26 protein-coding genes are annotated in these 20690 nt (G+C 47.2%); 5 read left to right on the top strand and 21 right to left on the bottom strand.

The window, feature by feature from the left end:
* Nucleotides 1–5 precede the first annotated feature (5 nt).
* The 9 genes from spoIIIAG to AB1L17_RS05010 form a co-directional block, all read right to left on the bottom strand.
* Nucleotides 6–644, bottom strand: coding sequence for a stage III sporulation protein AG (spoIIIAG, locus tag AB1L17_RS05050; RefSeq protein WP_412843538.1), 639 nt, complete (start codon nt 642–644; stop codon nt 6–8).
* A 30-nt stretch (nt 645–674) separates the two neighbouring features.
* On the bottom strand, nt 675–1352 hold the full coding sequence (gene spoIIIAF / locus AB1L17_RS05045) for a stage III sporulation protein AF (protein ID WP_412843537.1): 678 nt from the start codon (nt 1350–1352) through the stop codon (nt 675–677).
* A gap of 8 nt (nt 1353–1360) precedes the next feature.
* Nucleotides 1361–2545: a stage III sporulation protein AE gene (spoIIIAE, locus tag AB1L17_RS05040; RefSeq protein WP_412843536.1), complete on the bottom strand. Its 1185-nt coding sequence runs from the start codon at nt 2543–2545 to the stop codon at nt 1361–1363.
* 16 nt (nt 2546–2561) lie between these two features.
* Nucleotides 2562–2951 (bottom strand): stage III sporulation protein AD, encoded by a 390-nt coding sequence (spoIIIAD, locus tag AB1L17_RS05035; RefSeq protein ID WP_016739903.1) that lies wholly within the window; start codon nt 2949–2951, stop codon nt 2562–2564.
* A gap of 13 nt (nt 2952–2964) precedes the next feature.
* On the bottom strand, nt 2965–3168 hold the full coding sequence (spoIIIAC, locus tag AB1L17_RS05030; protein WP_007725726.1) for a stage III sporulation protein AC: 204 nt from the start codon (nt 3166–3168) through the stop codon (nt 2965–2967).
* 16 nt (nt 3169–3184) lie between these two features.
* The gene (gene spoIIIAB / locus AB1L17_RS05025; protein WP_412843535.1) at nt 3185–3703 is read right to left on the bottom strand and encodes a stage III sporulation protein SpoIIIAB; all 519 of its coding nucleotides are present in this window, start codon (nt 3701–3703) and stop codon (nt 3185–3187) included.
* Nucleotides 3700–4653 (bottom strand): stage III sporulation protein AA, encoded by a 954-nt coding sequence (gene spoIIIAA / locus AB1L17_RS05020; protein ID WP_412843534.1) that lies wholly within the window; start codon nt 4651–4653, stop codon nt 3700–3702. Before spoIIIAA ends, spoIIIAB begins: the two co-directional genes overlap by 4 nt.
* A gap of 140 nt (nt 4654–4793) precedes the next feature.
* Nucleotides 4794–5273 carry a CD1247 N-terminal domain-containing protein gene (locus tag AB1L17_RS05015; protein ID WP_412843533.1) on the bottom strand — a complete coding sequence of 160 codons (480 nt, stop codon included), beginning with the start codon at nt 5271–5273 and terminating at the stop codon, nt 4794–4796.
* A gap of 78 nt (nt 5274–5351) precedes the next feature.
* Complete coding sequence (locus AB1L17_RS05010; RefSeq protein ID WP_412843532.1) at nt 5352–5615, bottom strand: YqhV family protein; 264 nt, start codon at nt 5613–5615, stop codon at nt 5352–5354.
* Nucleotides 5616–5761: 146 nt separating this feature from the next.
* Here AB1L17_RS05010 and comA point away from each other — a divergent pair, with 146 nt between their 5' ends.
* From comA to AB1L17_RS04995, 3 genes are read left to right on the top strand one after another with little or no spacing between them, the layout of a single operon-like run.
* Nucleotides 5762–6583 (top strand): phosphosulfolactate synthase, encoded by an 822-nt coding sequence (gene comA, locus AB1L17_RS05005; protein ID WP_412843531.1) that lies wholly within the window; start codon nt 5762–5764, stop codon nt 6581–6583.
* Complete coding sequence (locus AB1L17_RS05000) at nt 6574–7290, top strand: 2-phosphosulfolactate phosphatase (RefSeq protein WP_412843530.1); 717 nt, start codon at nt 6574–6576, stop codon at nt 7288–7290. Before comA ends, AB1L17_RS05000 begins: the two co-directional genes overlap by 10 nt.
* Before the next feature lie 36 nt (nt 7291–7326).
* Nucleotides 7327–7788 carry a DUF441 domain-containing protein gene (locus tag AB1L17_RS04995; RefSeq protein ID WP_047068835.1) on the top strand — a complete coding sequence of 154 codons (462 nt, stop codon included), beginning with the start codon at nt 7327–7329 and terminating at the stop codon, nt 7786–7788.
* A gap of 53 nt (nt 7789–7841) precedes the next feature.
* Here AB1L17_RS04995 and AB1L17_RS04990 read toward each other — a convergent pair whose 3' ends face one another.
* From AB1L17_RS04990 to AB1L17_RS04950, 9 genes are all read right to left on the bottom strand, one after another.
* A complete protein-coding gene (locus tag AB1L17_RS04990) occupies nt 7842–9536 on the bottom strand; it encodes a DUF4179 domain-containing protein (RefSeq protein WP_412843529.1) in 1695 nt (564 codons plus the stop codon).
* Nucleotides 9517–10086 (bottom strand): RNA polymerase sigma factor, encoded by a 570-nt coding sequence (locus tag AB1L17_RS04985; RefSeq protein WP_412843528.1) that lies wholly within the window; start codon nt 10084–10086, stop codon nt 9517–9519. Before AB1L17_RS04985 ends, AB1L17_RS04990 begins: the two co-directional genes overlap by 20 nt.
* 376 nt (nt 10087–10462) lie before the next feature.
* A complete protein-coding gene (locus tag AB1L17_RS04980; protein ID WP_412843527.1) occupies nt 10463–12157 on the bottom strand; it encodes a DUF4179 domain-containing protein in 1695 nt (564 codons plus the stop codon).
* Complete coding sequence (locus AB1L17_RS04975) at nt 12138–12707, bottom strand: RNA polymerase sigma factor (protein ID WP_412843526.1); 570 nt, start codon at nt 12705–12707, stop codon at nt 12138–12140. Before AB1L17_RS04975 ends, AB1L17_RS04980 begins: the two co-directional genes overlap by 20 nt.
* Before the next feature lie 385 nt (nt 12708–13092).
* Nucleotides 13093–13947: an aminoglycoside 6-adenylyltransferase gene (ant(6), locus tag AB1L17_RS04970; RefSeq protein ID WP_412843525.1), complete on the bottom strand. Its 855-nt coding sequence runs from the start codon at nt 13945–13947 to the stop codon at nt 13093–13095.
* A 146-nt stretch (nt 13948–14093) separates the two neighbouring features.
* Entirely contained in the window at nt 14094–14651 is a 558-nt protein-coding gene (efp, locus tag AB1L17_RS04965; protein ID WP_412843524.1) for an elongation factor P, read from the bottom strand.
* Nucleotides 14652–14692: 41 nt separating this feature from the next.
* A complete protein-coding gene (locus tag AB1L17_RS04960) occupies nt 14693–15763 on the bottom strand; it encodes a M24 family metallopeptidase (protein ID WP_412843523.1) in 1071 nt (356 codons plus the stop codon).
* A 34-nt stretch (nt 15764–15797) separates the two neighbouring features.
* Nucleotides 15798–16238: a type II 3-dehydroquinate dehydratase gene (aroQ, locus tag AB1L17_RS04955; RefSeq protein WP_412843522.1), complete on the bottom strand. Its 441-nt coding sequence runs from the start codon at nt 16236–16238 to the stop codon at nt 15798–15800.
* A gap of 141 nt (nt 16239–16379) precedes the next feature.
* On the bottom strand, nt 16380–16892 hold the full coding sequence (locus AB1L17_RS04950; protein WP_412843521.1) for a YqhR family membrane protein: 513 nt from the start codon (nt 16890–16892) through the stop codon (nt 16380–16382).
* Between the two features lie 136 nt (nt 16893–17028).
* Here AB1L17_RS04950 and AB1L17_RS04945 point away from each other — a divergent pair, with 136 nt between their 5' ends.
* Both AB1L17_RS04945 and AB1L17_RS04940 read left to right on the top strand, forming a co-directional pair.
* Nucleotides 17029–17964 (top strand): DUF1385 domain-containing protein, encoded by a 936-nt coding sequence (locus AB1L17_RS04945; RefSeq protein ID WP_412843520.1) that lies wholly within the window; start codon nt 17029–17031, stop codon nt 17962–17964.
* 36 nt (nt 17965–18000) lie between these two features.
* Nucleotides 18001–18360, top strand: coding sequence for a hypothetical protein (locus AB1L17_RS04940; protein WP_412843519.1), 360 nt, complete (start codon nt 18001–18003; stop codon nt 18358–18360).
* Nucleotides 18361–18403: 43 nt separating this feature from the next.
* On the opposite strand, the gene AB1L17_RS04935 is transcribed toward AB1L17_RS04940, so the two are convergent.
* The 3 genes from AB1L17_RS04935 to AB1L17_RS04925 form a co-directional block, all read right to left on the bottom strand.
* Nucleotides 18404–19333 (bottom strand): patatin-like phospholipase family protein, encoded by a 930-nt coding sequence (locus AB1L17_RS04935; protein ID WP_412843518.1) that lies wholly within the window; start codon nt 19331–19333, stop codon nt 18404–18406.
* 165 nt (nt 19334–19498) lie between these two features.
* Nucleotides 19499–19930: a transcriptional regulator MntR gene (gene mntR / locus AB1L17_RS04930; RefSeq protein WP_412843517.1), complete on the bottom strand. Its 432-nt coding sequence runs from the start codon at nt 19928–19930 to the stop codon at nt 19499–19501.
* A gap of 98 nt (nt 19931–20028) precedes the next feature.
* On the bottom strand, nt 20029–20592 hold the full coding sequence (locus AB1L17_RS04925) for an NADPH-dependent FMN reductase (RefSeq protein ID WP_412843516.1): 564 nt from the start codon (nt 20590–20592) through the stop codon (nt 20029–20031).
* Between the last annotated feature and the right edge of the window lie 98 nt (nt 20593–20690).

The raw sequence follows: 20690 nt of genomic DNA, 5'->3' as shown, positions 1-20690 counted from the left end.
ACCTCCTACCCTTTTTTGGGCAAAATGGATATTTTATAAGCGGGAACATCCAAAACCTTTTGAACAGCTTCGGTGATCCACGCTTTAACCTGGATGTTATCGGCCCCATTGGCCACTACCAGCACCCCACGGACACGCGGCTTCAACGTCTTGACAACGACAGGTGCGTCTTGCTTGCCGCCTTGGATGATGACGACCTGTGAATCTCGCGACTGATCATTTTGATTGCGTGTCGCCTTTTCTTTGTCCATTTCCTGATTGACAGAAGAACGTACATTGGTGTTCTTTTCTACGACGAGCTCTGGTGTTGATTCCAGATTGACCATGACTTCAACTCCACCCACGCCGACAACATTGACGAGGATATCTCGAAGCTGCGTTTCGTATATGTTTTCGTAGTCTGCGATGATATCAGGAGCCGGCGATCCGCCAAGCACCGGGGACGTTGCGTCTCCTCCAGATGGACCTGGCGCCTCACCCACCGTGTCGCCAAACCCGAGCGGCTGATCCGGCTCCACACGAAGGAAATCCGTCAAAATCATGACCGCTATCCCTATTCCCAAAATCACGATAAAGTAATGCAGCGGCTTCAGTTTTTGGTTTTTGCCACTGCCTTCCCACAGCTTCTTCAGCTTCTCCAGCATTCATCTCACCTCGCTTCGCCGACAGTTCCACTACTGTTTTTCTTTTTCCCTGGACTCGTCCCTAATCACGACTTGACTCTTCGGGAGTCCCCACTCTTTGGCTACATCGTTTGTAATCTGCGCGTAGAGTGGATTGTCATGATGGGCGGTTGCAGCAATATCCGGCTTGGGGTCTGGCTTTACTTCGACTGGTTCGCCAATCGTTATCTCCACAGGCTGGACCGGCTTAATGGGTTCGATAGTGCTCTGCCCTTTTTGCTCTTTCTTGTTCGTGTCCCCTACCACGAGCTCGATACGCTCAATGGTTGGCTGCTCTGGATTTTGGTGATTGACTAAGATCGTGACATCCTGGACGTTCACCCCGTACTGTTCTTTGACACTGGCTTTTACCGAGGACGCTACCTGAGACTGGACATAAGTCGTCATCTGTTCATTTTGCTGTCCCAGCAGCTTGTCAGTGATGCGCTTCCACTCGGCGGATGCTGGCTTGTTCAGCTCTTGTTGATAGCGATCCAAACGAAAGGCCAGCTCTTCCTGCGAGAGGCTGAACAGACTGAATACGGGAGAGATGATCGTCAGCAACAAGATCAAGCCCATCACCATTTTTACGTAGCGTTGCAATGTCGTATTGGGCAGGATCAGATCGAGAAAGGCAGCCAAAAGGACGAGCAGGATAATTTTTTTCAACCACAGTGTTAACCACGTCATCTCATCACCTACCGAACCATCATGGAGATGTTGCCCGCCGCAATAATGATTGTTATCGCCAGAAAGAACATCAATCCAACCGTTGCCAATGCTGCGAAGACGAACAGAAGGCTTTTACCAATGGTACCCAATGCACTGATGATCGGACTGTTCCCCAAGGGTTGCAGTACAGCAGATGACAGGTTGTAGATCAGAGCCAGGACCAGTATCTTCAGAGCTGGAAACGCACACAGCATGATCAAGATCAACACGCCTGCCAAGCCGACGGCATTTTTGACCAATAGCGAAGCATTGAGGACAGTATCTGCTGCATCGGAGAACACCCGCCCTACAATCGGGATGAAGTTCCCCGTGATGTACTTCGCTGTTCTCAGGGTAACCCCGTCCGCAACAGCTGAAGTCGCACCCTGTATGGAAATCACGGCCAGAAAAATCGTCAGGAACGAACCGAGGACACCCATCGCAATATTGCGCAGCAAGGTCGCTAATTGGGTTACTTTGTACCGCTCCGAAAACAGACTGACGATCGAGATCATTGCGGAGAGAAACAAAAGCGGAAACACGACGTAAGAGATCATCATGCCGCTGGTGTTGATCATGAAGATAATCAGGGGGTGAAACATGGTCGCTGACGCCAAATTCCCTACTGAAGCAAGCAGCGCAATCACGAGCGGGATCATGGCAAGCATGAAATCAGACATGCTCTCTATCGCATCTTTTGCGTAGGTAATGGCGACATGAAAACTGTTGATCGCAAGCACCATCAAGACGAGATAAGCAATCGAGTAAGCAACCGTCGACACCGCGTTTCGTTCAAAGGCGTTCTGCATTGTTTCGAGGATCATCGCGAAAACTGTAATGATAATAATCGAGCTAAGCAGCTTGCCATTCATCAAAATCTCATGAAAGATGAATTTGCCCATCCCTTGCAAGACACCTGAAATACTGAAGTCTCCTTGCTGCATGAGAATTTGGATAAAGCCTTGCGATTTCAAGTCTGGCAAGTAGCCTTTGTAATCACGCTGCAGTTGTTGCCAATACTGCTCGACTCGCTCTAACTGCAAGTGATCGACCTGTTGTTGCACCATCTGATTGATCGGACCGGCTGCGGGTGTCACAGCAGCAGACACTGCATCTGGGAACAAGATAAGGAGCAGGAACAAGAACAGGATCAGCTTGCGAGTGTGTGCCATGGACATCCCACCTCCCTTACGCCGGCAACAAGTCGATCACTGTTTCGATAATGATTTGGATAATCGGTACGGCCATGACCAGAATGAGGACTTTTCCAGCGAGCTCGATCTTGGAAGCGATCGCTCCTTGTCCAGCATCTCGGGTCATTTGCGCACCGAATTCTGCGATGTAGGCAATTCCGATGATTTTTAGAATCGTTTCCAGAAACACAAGGTTCAAATCCGCTTGAACTGCCAATCTTTCCAAAATGCGAATGACATCTGCTATTTTTCCGACGAGAAAATAAAAGATGATGACTCCGCTCGCGATCGCCAGCAAAAAGGCGAACATCGGCTTCTGTTCCTTTATGACCAGCGCGAGAATCGTAGCCACCAGTCCGAGTCCGACAATTTGTACAATCTCCATCTGGAGCCCCTCCTCAGTTGAACAGGAAGACGCGTTTTACCTCGGAGAACAGATCGCCGATGTAGTGGGACACCATGTACAGGACGATGATGAATCCGACCAGAGTTGCCCAATGCGCAATATCTTCCTTGCCCGCCTGCTTCAGGACTGTATGCAGGATGGCTGTAATGAACCCTACTGCTCCTATCTGGAAAACAGGTGTCAAATCAAAATCCACTGTGAACACCTCGCCTTTAGAACATCAGGATGACGACCAAGAGTCCACCTAAAAAGCCCAAACTCTTGTACATTCTTTCGTACTTTTCCTGTTCGGCTCGAGCCTCCTCTTCCAGCCCTCGCAGGTGAGTGACCGCTAGACGCAAATGCTTTTGCTGGTCTTCGCGATCAGAGGAACCGAGTACTTGCCCTAGACTCTCAAGCACTTCTCGCTCTTGTCTGCGCAAGGCCGTTTGCGTCCATAGCCTGCTCATCGCTTGCTGCAGGGCTTCCTCTGCTGAATGCGCTTTTTCTGTATGGAGAAGTTCAGCTGCCAGGAGAAATACTTTCCCCACGTCTTCAGAAACGCGATGACCGACCTTCACAAACGCCCGCTGTAATGGAGTCATACCGTACACGATTTCTGTTTCCAGCATTTGCAGAGCTACGAGCAGAGCGCGAAGCTGAACGGGACGATTCGCGTAGTACTTGCCGATCTGCCAACCAACCATCGACGCCGAAAATAGGATGAGCACGGCTCCCATCAGCTTGATCATCCAACCTTCTCCCTTTCAATCAAATTCATGCTTTGATCGTAGATGGCCTGGATCGTTCCGACGCCTTTTGTCCGGCTGAGTACGATATAGCGAGAAAAGGCTCCATACCGTATCAGTTTGCCAAGCATGGGGCGCTCGGCCACCTCCTTGACGCTAGCACCATGCGCGGAGCAGATGACGGCTACACCCGCATGGATGGCTTCCCAGACGGCTTCACCATCCTCGGCTCTTCCCACCTCGTCCACAATCAGTACATCAGGAGACATGGAACGGATCAGCATCATCATCCCTGCTGCTTTCGGGCAAGCATCCAGCACATCCGTTCGCGGACCGACATCTCGTTGTGGAACTCCTTGTAGGCATCCTGCCAATTCAGAACGCTCGTCCACAATCCCTACCTTGCGGCTCGAAGACCACTCGCTTCCGTAGCTGATTGATCGGGCCATATCACGTAGCAAGGTTGTCTTCCCGCACTGCGGAGGGGAGATGAGCAGCGTATTCTGCAATTTGCCGCCTTCAAACAAATACGGCATGACCTTCTTGGCCGCACCTTTTTTCTCGCGGGCAATCCGGATGTTGAAGCTGGTCACATCTCTGATTCCTTTCACTTCTCCTTTGTCCAGCACCACTTTCCCCGCTATGCCAATACGATGACCACCAACCACTGTGATATAGCCCCGTTTCAACTCTTCTTCCAAGGCATAGAGAGAATGCTGACTGACCTGGTTCAAGAGCTTTACTGCCTCTTCTGCAGGAAACAGCCACCCTTGAGCGGGTATGGAGGTGATTTGCCCCGATGCCGTCACATAGCTAGATTGTTGGCCAAACCGGACTTCTAGCGGCTGATTTTGCCGAAGCCGAATCTCTTCCAGATTCTCTCTTACCGCGATAGGAAGGGCCGTCAAAATCGTGCGTACTGTTGCTGGCAAAATCGCCAAGATCTCATTCATCGGGTACCCTCCTTTTGCAGCTTTCTGCCTTTGTCCACTTTGACTTACCTCCATCCTATGCAGAGATGGACGAGATTTATGCAAAAAAAATAGCTTGCCCTCGTGCTAGAAAACGAGTAACAAGCTTTTCATATTTTTGATCATCGATTGTGAGATTGATTGGTTTCCACCGGCTCGATGATGTAATGCTTGAAGCCTTCTTCATCTTTACCCTCATGCAGATAGATTTCTTCCTGGCAGTTAGGGCACGCGAACTCGTAGGTCGTATCGAGATGGGGATCTACTTGTCCTTCAAACTGATGCGCGTCTTCATCATCATCCAGGTCATAGTAAGCGGCATACTCGTCGTCATCGTCCTCGCAATCGACTACTGTTTCGTACAAGTCATCATCATCTTCAAACAGGTAGAGCTCGATGTCCTCCAGGTCATCATCTAATGCCTCCACATAGTCCTCTGCTTCTTCCACACGCGCGTGAAGCTCTCTTAGCTGACCCTGCACTTCACTTAGAATCTCAATCATCTCTACCAGTATTTTTCCTTCAGAGCTCTTCTCACCCACTTCCAGCCCATCTGCCAAGCCTTGCAAATATGCGATTCGATTCGCCAATGTTTCTGGCATCCACATTCCCTCCCATCCAATCTCTCCCACTATCGTTCCCCATAATGAGTAGAATTACCAATGGAAGGAAATGGGTGACTACTTCTTGACACCAATCAAAATGCAGGAGACACCCACCAGTATCCACGCAATTTTGGCAAAGCTTATTCGATCCGACATCCCTAACAGCCCGATAGCTGTAGTGGTGATCAAGATGACGGGCCCTACGATCGCAAGTCCTGAATTAATGAGCAGTGCTTTTTCCACCTGGTTCACTTTCAAAATGAGCAAAGCCGCAATGATCTCGATGCTGCCTGAGAACACCCTGAGTGCTGCCATACCCATAATTGCTTTTTCCCACATACCGTCTCGTCCTCCCCTCCTTTCACTCTATGCCTGTACCACATCATTTCAGCACTGCTCTTGGGCAATCGCCTATAAGCTCTCACTCCTCTCCTCCACTAGGCATACACTGAACTATACGCCTAGAAGAAATGAGGAACTTGCCGATGGTAGAGTGTGATCATTTGTTTTTGCCTGACCGCTGGGCAAATCCGTCCGGGCAAAAACGAGAGAAGCCCCGTACGAAGGGCTTAACCATGGTCATTGACAAAGGTCTCGGGCTAACTGCTTATTCCGATTTGTTAGAACTGGCTTCTCCTTATATCGATATATACAAACTCGGCTTTGGCACCACAGCTCTGTATCCGTTAGAAATACTCAAGCAAAAGCTGACCCTTGCGACACAAAATGGCCTACACATCATGCCAGGAGGAACTTTTTTTGAAATCGCGATTCGTCACAGTACGATTGCCGATTACATGAAGCAAATTCGTGTGCTTGGATTTACTGCTGTGGAAATATCCGATGGGACGTTCCCTTTGTCCTTCGCCAAGCGTCAGGAAGCCATCAATTACGCATTAGACAATGATCTGGTGGTCTATACAGAGGTCGGAAAAAAAGCAGCAGATTATCGCGCTTGTCGAGAAGATTTGCTGGAGACACTCAGCTTTGACCTCCACTATGGTGCCCATCACGTCATTGTGGAAGCGAGAGAAAGTGGTACCGTCGGCGTTTTTGACTGTGACGGCAGGATTGACGATTCCTTCGTTTGCGACATTGTCACGTCGGCAAAAGAAAAAGCCTCCCGCCTGATCTGGGAAGCACCACAAAAAGATCAGCAGGTCGACTTCATCAAAACACTTGGCAGCGACGTTAATCTCGGAAATATTGCTCATACGGATGTATTCTCGGTAGAGACACTACGGCGAGGATTGCGCGGCGATACTGCTCTGATCATGGATAGAGAGGGGTGCAATCCTTGCGAATAGAAGTGGTGCCGACTGTGGAAGAAATTCGTTTTGAACAGATCAGTAATCATGTAGTGATCGTCATTGACGTGCTCCGGGCCTCCAGTACGATTGTCACTGCATTGGGCAATGGATTTCGCTGCGTCATTCCGGTCGAGACAATTGGGCAAGCAAACTCCCTGCGCGCCAATGATTGCATTTTGGCTGGTGAGCGGCACTGCAAGAAGATCCCGGAATTCGACTGCAACAACTCGCCCACGGAAATCGCCGCCTTGAACAAACCGGGTTGCCAGCTGATTCTCACCACAACAAACGGGACTCGCGCGATCCAAAAAGCAGAACGCGCCGCTGCTCTATTGATTGGCTGTTTTTTGAATGCCACTGCATGCATCAAGCACGCCCTCACGTATCATCTCGACATTACCCTGTACTGTGCAGGTACCCGCTCGGAATTTGCGCTGGAGGACGGTCTGGCTGCCGGCTTGATGATCGCACAGGCACAGCAATCGCTGCCAAGCATCCAAATTTGTGATCTGGGTGAAGTTTTGAAGGCGAGCTATCTTTACTATGCCGGTAAGCTAAGCGAGCTACTTCCCCACACGACAACAGGAAAAAGGCTCATCCAGCATCATCTTGCCAACGATTTACGGTACTGCTCTCAAGTCGATCAGTATCAAATCGTTCCTTACATCAAGGAGAAACGCATACTCCCACACCTTGTCTCATAATGTGAAAGGAGAACAGGGACAGGGGTTTTGATGCCAATGATGTCTGGAGAAGTGATGCTTGTCATCCTGATCGTTATCGGTCTAATTGGGCGCTCACCGATTATTGCGACTGCCGCGAGTATATTGTTGGTGCTGAAGCTAACGGCACTGGAGCGCTTTTTTCCAACGGTAGAACGACGCGGATTAGAGCTCGGTCTGCTCTTTTTGACCATTTCCGTTCTGGTTCCATTCGCCAGCGAAAAAATATCATGGAAGGACGTCACCCCTCTCTTTACTACGGTCGTCGGCCTAACCGCACTCGCTGGTGGAGCCATTGCCACCTGGATGAATGGGAAAGGACTTGATTTGCTTCGGTCTGAGCCACATATGATTGTCGGTCTGGTGATTGGCTCCATTATTGGGATTGTATTTTTCCGAGGGATTCCGGTTGGACCGTTGATGGCTGCGGGGATTACCGCCTTTGTGCTGAAGCTGTGGGAGTGGTTTGGAAGCAAATAGAAAGCGAAATCCCCCTCTTTTATGCGTTGGAGGGGGATTTGTCTATGTTGTTTTTAGCGTTTGGCGTTGTTTGTTGTCTCAAACGGAACTTCCCAGTTGAGGTCTTGGTATTGGCGTTGTTGAACAGCATAAGACAGCTTTAATTCTTGCGGTTGTTTCTCAAGGTCACGGATGAAGAATGTTCCTTCCATGTGTACGCGTCCATCCTTGCCTCTCGTATATTTTGCTTTGCGGGAAACCTTGTATTTTTGTTGAGACTCATCCTGGGCAGACCATTCGCTCGTGTAAATGACACCTTCTGGAAGAACAGCAGAGAACGAAATCAGCGCACCTTTACCAAGATAGGTTTCGTTCCCGATTTTTTCTTCTCCTTCGGTTGTTTTCAAGGAAAAGCCCGTCAAGGTATAGGTGCTACCACTGTTCGTCACGGTCACCTTATCCTTCAATAAGGTAGTAACCGGGATGGTTGCCTGAAACTTCACTGGCTCATACAGGTACAGAGAGTGCATTTTAAATTTATACTTCTGGTCCTTTGCCAATGGAGTTATTCCATTCCATTTTGCAATTTTTTTACCTCCATCAAACACTTTTCCTCCGTACGCATTCTTGACACTGTTTGTTCCGATTTGGTTGAGTTCCTTGCCGACTATCGCATCATCATATCCCACTACCACATTTCCTTTTTCATCTATGATTTGATACGCCAATCCGACGTCGAGAATATACCTTTCCATCATCTCTGCTTCCGTGTATACACCTTTTTTATGCTCTTTTACAATCCAGCCATTTTGCTCCTTCAATTTTTGAATTTGCTCTGTTCTTTCTTTTGTCCAGACTGTTTCCAATTCCAGCAGGCTAGCACTTGGTACCGTTAAGATGTTTTGCAGATTGATCTCAATTCCTTGCGGGGTCGTGTATGACTGTCCAATTTCTGTATAGTGTGCCACTTCCCTGGCCTTCTTCATATCGACTGGAAACTCAACCTTCCAACTTCCTTCTTTCCCACCTAATATCGTTGCATCGACGCTAACGATCATCTCATCTGGTAGCGTCTTTCTGTCTTTTAGTAATTGGAAGATATCATGTTTGATGTAAAGATATTCTCCCTCTTCGCCCAAGTGATAGCCTCCTCCCCCAGGGTTCAGATCTTCTCCTGTCTTGGTTTTATAGGTAAGGGAAAAATCGTCGTTTTCCATATCTAACCGGATAGGCTTTCCATTTTGATCCACGAGATTGGCAACGATCGCCATCCGCACCGGGTCCGCAACGACTTCTTTGACAACTAGCGTAATCCCTTGATCCGTCGCACTTTTATTGATTGCTTGGGCATAGCCATTCTCTGCTGCCTGCTTCATTCCTTGATCGACACCTTTTATCGACTGGATGACACTGTTTACATAGCTCGCAAAAGTCGGAGACACCATGGACCCAAATGTTATGATTGCCGTGACACTCGCTACGGCTAACGCGGTTTTCTTCAAAATGTTTACACTCCTTTTTTTCCAATTGATTTTTAGTTTTGGCTGTGGCAGTTGCTCTAGCGCCATCATCACTTGGGCAGTAAAATCTGTGGGTAACGCGCTTGGAACTTGCAGGCTCGGGAACTCCTCACTGCTATCCTCTTCCTCCATCATCTGGCTCTGGCAGCGCAGGCACTCTTCAACATGTCGTTCCAGCAGTCTAGCTTCGCCTGCAGATAGCTCACCAGTCAAATACTTGCGCAACTCTTCAGTTTTGGAGCAATTCATAGATAGCAGCACCTCCTGACATTTCTTGCGCGATACTAGCCCGGAGCTTTTTCTTGGCGTGATGGATTCGCATTTGTACGGTGGTGACCGGAACATGCAAAATCTCGCTAATTTCCTTGTAGCTCAGCTGCTCCATGTATTTCAGCAAAAACACAACACGGTATTCTTCACCCAACGCCATGATTTGCTGCTGCAAGGAGTCTTGCTTTTCCTTTTGCAAATAAGCTTTTTCGGGTGTATCGGATTCAATCAGTCGTGTCTCTTCCAAAGGTGTTTTGACATAGCGCTTGTTCTTTCGCCATGCGTCTATGCACAAGTTGGACGCAATCCGATACAGCCAGGCCAAAAAAGCATCTGTCGGCCGATATTTATCCAGTTGACAGTACGCTTTGATAAAAGCCTCTTGTGTCAGGTCTTGGGCATCCTGCTGTTGTCCCGTCATTCGATAAAGATAGCTGTATAATCGATCTTTGTACTTGTCCACCAGGTGCGCGAAAGCCTCCCGATTCCCTGTTTGTACCTGTTGTATGAGCAACCAATCATCCTGCAAAGGAAATCCTCCCATTTCAAAAAAGTTCGCTGCGCAGCGTTCGTTTTGGCAGGTTCATATGGATTAACGAATCATTTTGTATTTTCTTTCCATGAATGAGTATTTTTTTAAAAAAAGTTTGAGTCAACATAGGGGAGGAGAAGAAAAAGCACAGTTCTCTTCGACTCTGACACGCCAGCAGGGGTGATTCACTGGTCGTCTTTACTTCCAAAAGGGGACCGTCGAGCCAAAGCCACCCTATGGGCGGAAGGTTCTCAGGGAAGAAGTGTTCGACAAGCGTGGTCCCCTTGCCGGGATTACCGCTGTGGGAATGGTTTGGAAGCAGATAGAAAATGAAATCCCCCTCTTATCGTCGGAGGGGGATTTGTCTGCTTGCTTACTGTTTCGGTTTACTGGATGTCTCAAATGGAACTTCCCAATTGAGGTCTTGGTATTGGCGGCGTTGAACAGAATGGGACAGCGTTATTTCTTTTGGCTGTTTCAGAAGGCCTGGGATGAAGAATGTTCCATTCACATGCACTCGTCCGTCCTTGCCTCGGGAATAGTTTTCTTTGCGGTAGGCTTTGTATTTTTGCTTGGATTCATCTAGTGCTGACCATTCATTCGTGTAAACGATCCCTTCTGGCAGAGTAGCCGAGAATGAGATCAGGGCACCTTTACCACGATAGGTCTCATTCCCGATTTTTTCTTCTCCCTCGGTTGTTTTTAAGGTAAAGCCTGTAAAGGTGTAGGTACTGTCACTGTTTGTCACTGTCACTTTGTCCTTTAACAGGTTATCAACCGGGATGGTTGCTTGAAACTTCGTTGGCTCATACAGGTACAGAGAGTGCATTTTAAATTTGTACTTCTGGTCTTTGGCTAATGGCGTTATTCCATTCCATTTTATTGCTCGTTTACCTTCATCATGCACTTGGCCTCTGTACGAATTCCTTACATTGTTCTTTTGAATTTGGTTGATTTCCTCCCCAAATAAAGCATCATCCCATCCCGCTACCACATTTCCTTTTTCATCGAGAATTTGATAGGCCAATCCAATGTCGACAAAATACCTCTCCATCATGTCTGCTGCTGTGTATTCAGTCGGATTCGTGCCTTTCACATTCCATCCATTTTGCTCTTTCAATTTTTGAATTTGGTCTGCTCTTTCTTTTGTCCAAACAGTTGAAAGCTCCAACATGCTTGCACTCGGTACCGTCATGATGTTTTGCAGATTGATGGCAATTCCATGTGGAGTCGTGTAACTTTGTCCGATCTCAGTATAGTTTGCTACTTCCCTTGCCTTTTTCATATCGACTGGAAACTCAACCTTCCAGCTTCCTTCTTTTCCACCCAATATGGTTGCCTCGACGCTGACGATCATCTCATCTGGCAGCGTCTTTCTGTCTTTCAGGAATTGGAAGATATCATGGTTGATGACAAGGTACCCATCCTCTTCACCAAAAGAAAAGCCACCGCCACCAGGATTCAGGTCTTCACCTGTCTTAGTTTTATAAGTAAGGGACAAATCGTCGTTTTCCACATCAAACTGGATGCGCTTGCCATTTTGATCCACGAGATCAGCAACGATTGCCATCCGCACCGGATCTGCCACCACTTCTTTTACGGTAAAAGTAATTCCTTGATCTGTAACAGTTTTATTAATTGTTTGGAGATACCCGTTCTCTGCTGCTTGCTTCATTCCTTTGTCAATACCTTGAATTGACTGGATGACACTGTTTACATAGCTCGCAAACGTCGGGGACACCATCGATCCAAATGTTATGATTGCTGTGACACTCGCTACTGCTAACGCGGTTTTCTTCAAAATGTTTACACTCCTTTTTTTCCAATTGATTTTTGGTTTTGGCTGTGGCAGTTGCTCTAGCGCCATCATCACTTGGGCAGTAAAATCTGTGGGCAACGCGCTTGGAACTTGCAGGCTCGGGAACTCCTCACTGCTATCCTCTTCCTCCATCATCTGGCTCTGGCAGCGCAGGCACTCTTCAACATGTCGTTCCAGCAGTCTAGCTTCGCCTGCAGATAGCTCACCAGTCAAATACTTGCGCAACTCTTCAGTTTTGGAGCAATTCATAGATAGCAGCACCTCCTGACATTTCTTGCGCGATACTAGCCCGGAGCTTTTTCTTGGCGTGATGGATTCGCATTTGTACGGTGGTGACCGGAACATGCAAAATCTCGCTAATTTCCTTGTAGCTCAGCTGCTCCATGTATTTCAGCAAAAACACAACACGGTATTCCTCACTCAACGCCATGATTTGCTGCTGCAAGGAGTCTTGCTTTTCCTTTTCCAAATAAGCTTTTTCGGGTGTATCGGATTCAATCAGTCGAGTCTCTTCTAATGGTGTTTTGACATAGCGCTTGTTCTTTCGCCACGCGTCTATGCACAAGTTGGACGCAATCCGATACAGCCAGGCCAAAAAAGCATCTGTCGGCCTATACTTATCGAGTTGACAGTACGCTTTGATAAAAGCCTCTTGTGTCAGGTCTTGGGCATCCTGCTGCTGTCCGGTCATTCGATAAAGATAGCTGTATAATCGATCTTTGTACTTGTCCACCAGGTGCGCGAAAGCCTCCCGATTCCCTGTTTGTACCTGTTGTATGAGCAACCAATCATCCTGCAAAGGAAATCCTCCCATTTCAAAAAAGTTCGCTGCGCAGCGTTCGTTTTGGCAGGTTCATATGGATTAACGAATCATTTTGTATTTTCTTTCCATGAATGAGTATTTTTTTAAAAAAAGTTTGAGTCAACATAGGGGAGGAGAAGAAAAAGCACAGTTCTCTTCGACTCTGACACGCCAGCAGGGGTGATTCACTGGTCGTCTCCACTTCCAAAAGGGGACCGTCGAGCCAAAGCCACCCTATGGGCGGAAGGTTCTCAGGGAAGAAGTGTTCGACAAGCGTGGTCCCCTTTTGGAAGTTCCGACTGGGTAGGCGTTGTCAAGTCGATTGATATTTTCCGACACCACAAGAAAACCGCCCTGGATAAAGGCGGTCGAATGGCGTCCATCACCTCCATGATTGGTATATATTTTCCGCATACTTCGTAATAGCTTCATCGTAATCCGGATACGGATATCCGAGACTTTCTGCCACTGCTTTGGAGTACTTTCGAAATAGCTCATAGCAAGTGAATAACGATTCCCACATCTGCGGGTAGCCGTTTTCGCGATAAGTGGATAGTAGCGCTTCCCAATCTTCTATTGGAAGATAGTGATCAATAAATTTGTAATTTTTCCCTACACTAAAGGTAAAGCCTTTCTCACATCCGATTTGCCAAGCCATCATCCGAAGCAAATTTGGTCGGGCAATCTCGTTCAGGTGGTCAATGGCAAACAGGATTTCTTTTCTGGCTAGTCCTTTTGCGACGTAAGTGGAAACCATCCAAAATTCATTACAGCAATCATCAAACTCTCTGGCGGTTGGCTTCTTGGTCCAATATTGATGATCGGAAGCGAGCACCTCATGTTTGATAAGCTCGTCCTTATCGAGCAAAACCTCAACCAGGCCGTCGCTATCTGCAAAATACTGCTCTGTCTCCTCTAGCGGAATCAGTGTCAAATCTACTTTATTTCCATCCTCAAATAGCATGAGATAAGAAAACCAATTCCCTAACTCGGACGGAAAAAGCTCCATATCTTCGGGCTTTTGCATCATGATCCGGTTCCCGAAAATATCAAGCCATTGGTCATTTTCTTTGAAAGAATCCATCTCTGTCACAAAATACGAAATGTCATAATCCTGGAATGGATCAGCGGGAATATTTTTGTTTGTACGCGACCCTTCCAAGGTTACCAACCGGATTCGATCATCATTTTTTGCGAAGCCGATCAGCATGCTCATCATTTCTTCTACCCTTCTCAATGCAATCCCCCTCCGCCCCTACCAATTTTTACACCTTATTAATGTAGAGTAATTGCATAATTTTTACAATAGAGCTTCGATTTCGCAGAGCGAAATAAAAAAAGCTGCACCCGTTTGGGCACAGCCTTTTTATCCGTTCATGATCGTTACGCGCGGGAAACGTATGCTTCCGTACGAGTATCGATGATCAGACGCTCTCCTTCTTCTACGAAGAGAGGAACGTTTACTACGAAGCCAGTTTCCAAGGTTGCTTTCTTTGTTACGTTGGAAGCAGTGTCACCTTTTACACCTGGCTCACATTCTGTAACAACGAGCTCAACTGTGTTCGGCAATTGAATACCGATAGTCTCTCCGTTGTACTGCATGATTTGCACGTTCATGTTTTCCTTGAGGAAACGCAGTTCACGCTCGATTTGGCTACGAGTGAACGTCATTTGCTCGTATGTTTCAGTATTCATGAAAGTGTATTCATCGCCACTAGCATACAGGTACTGCATCGTGCTGGATTCAATCCGGGCAGGGTTAACTTTTTCGCCGCCACGGAAAGTCATTTCCGTTGTATTGCCGCTGCGAAGGTTGCGCAGTTTGGAGCGAACGAATGCCGCACCTTTACCTGGTTTTACGTGTTGGAATTCAAGCACGGTATAAATATTGCCATCCACTTCGATTGTCAAACCGGTACGAAAATCGTTTACAGAGATCATGGTAGTCCTCCCAAATCAATCAATAACAGAATAAGTATAAATTACACAGGCAAAATGAGCAACTCTTTCGTCGTCTTGTTCAGGTTCTCATGTCCATCCGCTGTAATCCACACATCGTCTTCGATCCGCACGCCGCCAAGGCCTGTTACATAGATGCCCGGCTCCATCGTCACGAGCATCCCTGGCTCCAAAACGAAGGTGCTAACTGTCGACAGCCCTGGCAGCTCATGAACCTCCAGTCCAAGACCATGCCCTGCACTGTGGCCATATGCGTCGCCATAGCCTGCTGCTGTGATGATGTCTCTCGTAGTTGCGTCAGCCTCTTTTGCGGATACACCTGGCTTCAGTGCTTCTAAACCTGCCAGCTGTGCACGCAAAACGATCTCGTAGATTTCTTTCATTTTCGGGTCTGGCTCTCCCACTGACAAGGTACGGGTGATGTCGGAATTGTAGCCCTGATAAGCGGCACCAAAATCGAGCGTAACCATCTCCCCTGCTTGAATCACTTTTTCAGTCGCACGTCCATGTGGCAGAGCGCCACGTGCACCCGAAGCTACGATCATATCAAAAGCAGAGCCGGTCGCGCCTTGTTTACGCATGAAGTACTCCAATTCCAATGCTACATCGGATTCACGCACGCCTGGCTTGATGTAGCCTTGAATATGCGTAAAAGCCGCTTCCGCGATGCGCACAGCCTCACGAATGATGACCATCTCGGATTCGTCTTTGAACATGCGGATTTTTTCAAGCAAACCGCTTGTTGCTACCAGCTCTACGCCGTCAAATCCTTTGTTCCATTCCTGATAGGTGTTAAAGGATACGCTGCTCTCGAATGCCAAGCGCTTGATTCCTTTTTCTTTGAGTAGATTCGCAATGGCCTCAACGGCTTTTCTCTCGTTATTCACTACCGTAAAATCAGGTGCTTGCTCTTGCGCTTGATCTACATAGCGGAAGTCTGTGACAAGAAACGCCTCTGTTTCGGTGACAATCACCCAGCCTGTTGAACCGGTGAAACCACTCAGGTAGAAGCGGTTTTCTGTTTTTTCGGTAATAAACGCCTCTGCTCCAACTTGGTTGAGTGCCTCGCGTAATTTATGCAGACGTTGTTTCATAGCAACCTTTCCCCTTTCATCTTTTGAAAGCTTTTTATTTTTTCTCGATTTTACGAACGAGTGCTCTAAGCGCCCATTCATATCCGTCGATTCCCAATCCGACTACTTGTCCAATCGCGATAGGAGCGATGACCGAGTGATGACGAAATGATTCCCGTGCATGAATATTAGAAATATGTACTTCAATCGTTGGTAGAGCTACGCTGGCCAATGCATCCCGGATTGCGTAGCTGTAATGTGTGAATGCTCCCGGATTAATCAAGATGCCGTCATGAACACCTCTCGCCTGATGAATCGCATCGATGAGGACACCTTCGTGATTCGTTTGGAGATGCGCAAGCTTACCTCCCAGCTCATCCATGACTCCAGTCAGGATTGTCACCACATCCTCCAGCGTTTCCTTTCCGTATACATCCGGCTCTCTCGTCCCCAATAAATTCAGGTTGGGCCCATTCAGTAACAAGATGGAAGTCATCGACCATCCCTCCCCCCTATAAAAGTTTTTTTACTAATGAAACATTTTACCACAAGCCATACTGATTCAATAGTAGGCAAACATCCATGCAACATTTTGAACAGTGTAACAACCATTTTGACAAGGAACGGAGATTTCCTCCTACCTTGTGGCACCATCCCATGCATGAGTATCATCAGACTGCTCGAGCATGAGTGTCATCCCGATGAACAAGCCAAATGTCAAATACCAAGCGCCTTCCGTGCTCAATGTGGCTACTTCCCAATTCCCTATATGAAAGAAGAATCCTGCTACCAGCAACAAGACTGCTCCATATACGAGCCCCAACCACCATGCATGGATCCGGCTAAAAAGAAAAGCGAATACAAAGGATGCAACGACTGTTTCTACGAACAGCACAATGGCACCGAGGCACATACTCGAGAACGTATTTTCATCCTCAATGTTAATAAGAGGTCGAGCAAAAGCTCCTATTCCGTACGGTGTCAGGTTCAAAAAGTGACCGATCAAGCGAATGAGCCCCCAAATGATCGTTCCCCAGAATGCGACCTCCAAAATCTTCGACGTGGAAATACGGTTACTTGCTTGTTTGCCTTCCTCCGTATGGGATACTCGCGCCTGTTTTTGCCGCCGTCCCGTTTTACTTGCTTCCATTTCCATCACCTCTGCTTATTAGTATGCTCTTCCTCTAAGCTTTTCACTTTCGCTTTACATATGTTGGAAAAGTGCGAACTCCTTGTAGCTTCAAGCCGCTATATCCGTTAAAATAGTCGTAAGGATGGTGATTGTATTGTCGCAACAAAACGTACCCAGCTACGGTGGTCAGGCCGTCATCGAAGGAGTCATGTTCGGTGGCAAAACCATGACTGTTACGGCTGTTCGCAAAAAAAATCATGAAATTGAGTATTTTGAATCCCCCCGGACGGAATATAAATGGGTAAGCATGCTGAAAAAGATTCCGTTTGTGCGTGGTATCGTTGGCTTGGTTGAAGCCAGCGCAAATGGGGCCAAACATCTCAACTTCGCCTCTGAACAATACAGTCTGGAGTCTGGAGAAGAAGTTTCTGAAAGCCCATCGAAGCTCACCATGATCCTGGGTGTCGCTGTCGTCGGGGTACTTTCCTTCCTATTTGGCAAATTTGTATTTACGCTCGTCCCCGTTTTCCTGGCAGACTTTTTACTTGGAAAATGGGTACCGGATGGCGTTCCGCAAACGTTGGCAGAAGGAGGATTTAAAATTTTGCTCCTTCTCGGCTATATCACTGCCATCGCACAAGCTCCGCTGATCAAAAGGCTTTTCCAATACCACGGAGCCGAGCATAAAGTGATTAACGCATTCGAATCCGGGGTAGAATTAACAGTATCTAATGTGCAAAAATTTTCCGCCCTGCATTACCGTTGCGGTAGCAGCTTTCTCATTTTCTCTGTGCTCGTCGGTGTTGTGATTTACTCGTTGTTCAGTTATGACTCCCTGACGGAGAGGGTCGTACAACGCATTGTTCTTTTGCCACTGGTAATCGGGGTCTCATATGAGGTTTTGCAGTGGACAAACAAGCTCCGTGATGTACCAGTCCTACGTTACCTTGGTTATCCAGGATTGTGGTTGCAAAAGATCACGACTCGTGAGCCAGATGACAGCCAAGTCGAGGTAGCCATCGCTTCGTTCCAAAAGATGCGGGAGCTTGATCAGAAGCACGTGCAGGAGAGAATGGTTACGACCGGATAACGTGAGGCATTTTTATTCCCATAGAGGTGAGGCCCTATGTTACGCCGCATACCACCAGTGATTCTGATTGTGATGATATTGGCGATTTACGGATTTTTGATCACGCTTATCAATGATCCTGTCAGTACGATTATTATCTTGGGATTATCCATTGTTCTTTTCTTGGTCGTGCGCAACTATTTACAAACCGGCTCTTTCTTTTCACAAGGGGCAGGCTCAGGTAAACCCAGACAACCAAAGGTCAAGGTAAAGCCTAAGCCTTCCGTCGCTCGACAAGCTGTGAAGAAGCAGTCGTCTTCACCTAGAAAAGATCATCCGTTTCGTGTGATTGAAGGAAGTAAAGGAAAATCCAAAGAGAAACAGGACGAAAAATCGCAAAATAACATCTCCCACTAAACACAAAAAACAGGTTGCCCTAATTCGGCGACCTGTTTTTTTATTAGACCAGCATTTTCGGAGCGCTATTGCGAAACACCTTGACGTAATCTTCGAAATCCCATTGAACCAAAAATTTACGCGCTGCTGCCTCTCCCGATTCAAACAGTTGTTGCCTCAGTTCTTTCGTCATCTGAAATTGGGTGGTCCTTACGCCTAATGTGTGAATGAAAATGGTCCGAACAGCTTTTGCCTTTTCTACATACAAGCGGTCATGTGCATCAAGCATGGTCGCCAGCAATCCACGAGAGAAAGAAAACAGGCCTTTGATGCTGGTCTCTTCACGCTTGTCTTGATCATCGCTCAGTCGAAAACCGATCGTCGGCCATCTAGGCGTACCAGGTACATCAAATAACCACACCGGATAGTTACTCAATAATGCGCCATCTACGATGTAGTGGACATGCCCAGCAGCTGTCAGCTTGGCAGGCTGAAAAAAGAATGGAATCGAGGAGGACATGCGAACTGCTCGCGCAATAGGAAAATGTTCTGGTTCTACATCATACCGTGCCAAATCTTCAGGAAACACGAGCATCTTTCCGTCAGTGACATCGGATGCGACAATCTTCAGTTTACCAGGAGGGAGATCTCCGAATGTTCGGACTCCTTTTCGCCGTAACAAATCCTCTATGAACAATTCAATCCGGTCTGCACGAAAAATACCTTCCCGAACAACTAGTTCATAGATTGGCCCAAGGAAAGGGAGCCTGCCTATTCCTGAGCGCTTGAGAAAGTGAAGGTAATCCAGCTCTTCAAAGATCGGTTTCAATTCATGGCTGGAATATCCTGCGCCGAGCAAGGCCGCTACAATGGAGCCAGCCGAAGTACCAGCGAGCCTCTCCCATGTATATCCATTCTCCTCCATGACTTGCAAGGCACCGATAAAAGCGATTCCTTTTACGCCACCACCTTCAAAGACTGCATCCGCTCTCACTTTGTTTCCCTCCCTAAAAATGCGTGTTCAATAGTCAACGACGACTTTTTGAACAGCCTTGAGCGCACCTCCCTCTTCTCCATGTATAAGTCGACAGCTTTTCCGTTACGACAAAGAAAAACGCAAGCCTGGTCGGCTTGCGCTTAAATACGATAAAGATATAGACTATTCCTCTTTTTGCTCATCTATCAATCGAATGTTACGAAGCTCTTCTATTCGCACTGGATCTGCCTGGAAGTACTGAACCAGATACTCCAGACATGAAATCGATTCCCAACTAAGATGGTGCTCGATTCCTTCCACATCCTGATAAATATGCTCTTCATCCAAGCCAATGATCCGCATAAATTCTTCCAGAAGGCTGTGACGATCCACCAGTCGTTTTCCGATTTTCTTCCCTTTAGGCGTCAAAACAAGTCCACGGTATTTTTCATAGACGAGATACTTATCTTTGTCCAGCTTCTGAACCATTTTCGTAACAGAAGAGGGATGGACTTCCAACGCTTCAGCAATATCGGAGACACGAGCATAGCCCTTTTCTTCAATTAAGTTGTAAATACGTTCCAAATAGTCTTCCATACTCGGCGTCGGCGGCATTGTAACCCCTCATTTCCAAACCGTTATTTCATCAGGCCAAAAAAGGCACGTAGAAATATGATACCGTGTAATGAGAACCATTTGCAAGAGAAAAGTACCTATTGCAGTTGTTTTTCTGGCGTTTGGTTCATCAATTGGACAAATTGTACAAGCTGTTTGCCTAATTGTTCCATGCGTGCTTGCAAGCGTTCATCCTTTAGCTTGCCCTCTTCTGTAAATGCATTATAGGCACTTGGGACAGTCGGGCTTGATGGCAAAGGCCAAGCATGTAGATTGCGCAAGATCAGCTGCAGTGTATTTACCGTATTGGTTGCCCCCATACTTCCTCCAGCGACGCCCACAATCGCGACTTGCTTGTCACGCAATTGGCGTCCCTCCAGGAAATCAATGGCATTTTTCAAGGCGCCAGTCATTGTTCCATGGTATTCAGGCGAGCCAATCACAAGCCCGTCTGCTTCGGAAACGGCTTTCACAAAACGATGGACAATTTCTGGATAGGTACTTGTATCTTCACGATCATCATACAGCGGCAGCTTCCACTCTGCGAGATGAATCATTTCAACTTCGGCACCTGCGGCCTTTGCTGCTTCGAGTACAATGTGAATCGCTTGTTTTGTTGTAGAATTGGCATTCATGCTTCCGGCTATTCCTACGATCTTCATGGTTTCACCTCATCGATTAAACTAAATACTGGTATGTTGCTTATTATATTCCAATAAGTATATTTTGTAAACATAAATGTTTATTTATTATCGTCTGT

It is taken from the genome of Brevibacillus jepli, from assembly GCF_047229145.1.
Classification (GTDB): domain Bacteria; phylum Bacillota; class Bacilli; order Brevibacillales; family Brevibacillaceae; genus Brevibacillus.
This window is presented reverse-complemented; position numbering and strand designations above follow the sequence as displayed.

Excerpts from the sequence above, each read along its gene's own strand:
- AB1L17_RS04960 (WP_412843523.1), bottom strand. The coding sequence starts at position 15,763 with ATGAAACAACGTCTGCATAAATTACGCGAGGCACTCAACCAAGTTGGA.
- AB1L17_RS05010 (WP_412843532.1), bottom strand. The coding sequence starts at position 5,615 with ATGTGGGAAAAAGCAATTATGGGTATGGCAGCACTCAGGGTGTTCTCA.
- AB1L17_RS05015 (WP_412843533.1), bottom strand. The coding sequence starts at position 5,273 with ATGCCAGAAACATTGGCGAATCGAATCGCATATTTGCAAGGCTTGGCA.
- spoIIIAB (WP_412843535.1), bottom strand. The coding sequence starts at position 3,703 with ATGATCAAGCTGATGGGAGCCGTGCTCATCCTATTTTCGGCGTCGATG.
- AB1L17_RS04940 (WP_412843519.1), top strand. The coding sequence starts at position 18,001 with ATGTTACGCCGCATACCACCAGTGATTCTGATTGTGATGATATTGGCG.
- AB1L17_RS04980 (WP_412843527.1), bottom strand. The coding sequence starts at position 12,157 with ATGAATTGCTCCAAAACTGAAGAGTTGCGCAAGTATTTGACTGGTGAG.
- comA (WP_412843531.1), top strand. The coding sequence starts at position 5,762 with ATGGTAGAGTGTGATCATTTGTTTTTGCCTGACCGCTGGGCAAATCCG.
- spoIIIAE (WP_412843536.1), bottom strand. The coding sequence starts at position 2,545 with ATGGCACACACTCGCAAGCTGATCCTGTTCTTGTTCCTGCTCCTTATC.
- spoIIIAA (WP_412843534.1), bottom strand. The coding sequence starts at position 4,653 with ATGAATGAGATCTTGGCGATTTTGCCAGCAACAGTACGCACGATTTTG.
- AB1L17_RS04950 (WP_412843521.1), bottom strand. The coding sequence starts at position 16,892 with ATGGAAGCAAGTAAAACGGGACGGCGGCAAAAACAGGCGCGAGTATCC.
- AB1L17_RS04995 (WP_047068835.1), top strand. The coding sequence starts at position 7,327 with ATGATGTCTGGAGAAGTGATGCTTGTCATCCTGATCGTTATCGGTCTA.
- efp (WP_412843524.1), bottom strand. The coding sequence starts at position 14,651 with ATGATCTCTGTAAACGATTTTCGTACCGGTTTGACAATCGAAGTGGAT.
- AB1L17_RS04990 (WP_412843529.1), bottom strand. The coding sequence starts at position 9,536 with ATGAATTGCTCCAAAACTGAAGAGTTGCGCAAGTATTTGACTGGTGAG.
- spoIIIAG (WP_412843538.1), bottom strand. The coding sequence starts at position 644 with ATGCTGGAGAAGCTGAAGAAGCTGTGGGAAGGCAGTGGCAAAAACCAA.
- mntR (WP_412843517.1), bottom strand. The coding sequence starts at position 19,930 with ATGCCGCCGACGCCGAGTATGGAAGACTATTTGGAACGTATTTACAAC.
- aroQ (WP_412843522.1), bottom strand. The coding sequence starts at position 16,238 with ATGACTTCCATCTTGTTACTGAATGGGCCCAACCTGAATTTATTGGGG.
- spoIIIAD (WP_016739903.1), bottom strand. The coding sequence starts at position 2,951 with ATGGAGATTGTACAAATTGTCGGACTCGGACTGGTGGCTACGATTCTC.
- AB1L17_RS04925 (WP_412843516.1), bottom strand. The coding sequence starts at position 20,592 with ATGAAGATCGTAGGAATAGCCGGAAGCATGAATGCCAATTCTACAACA.
- spoIIIAF (WP_412843537.1), bottom strand. The coding sequence starts at position 1,352 with ATGACGTGGTTAACACTGTGGTTGAAAAAAATTATCCTGCTCGTCCTT.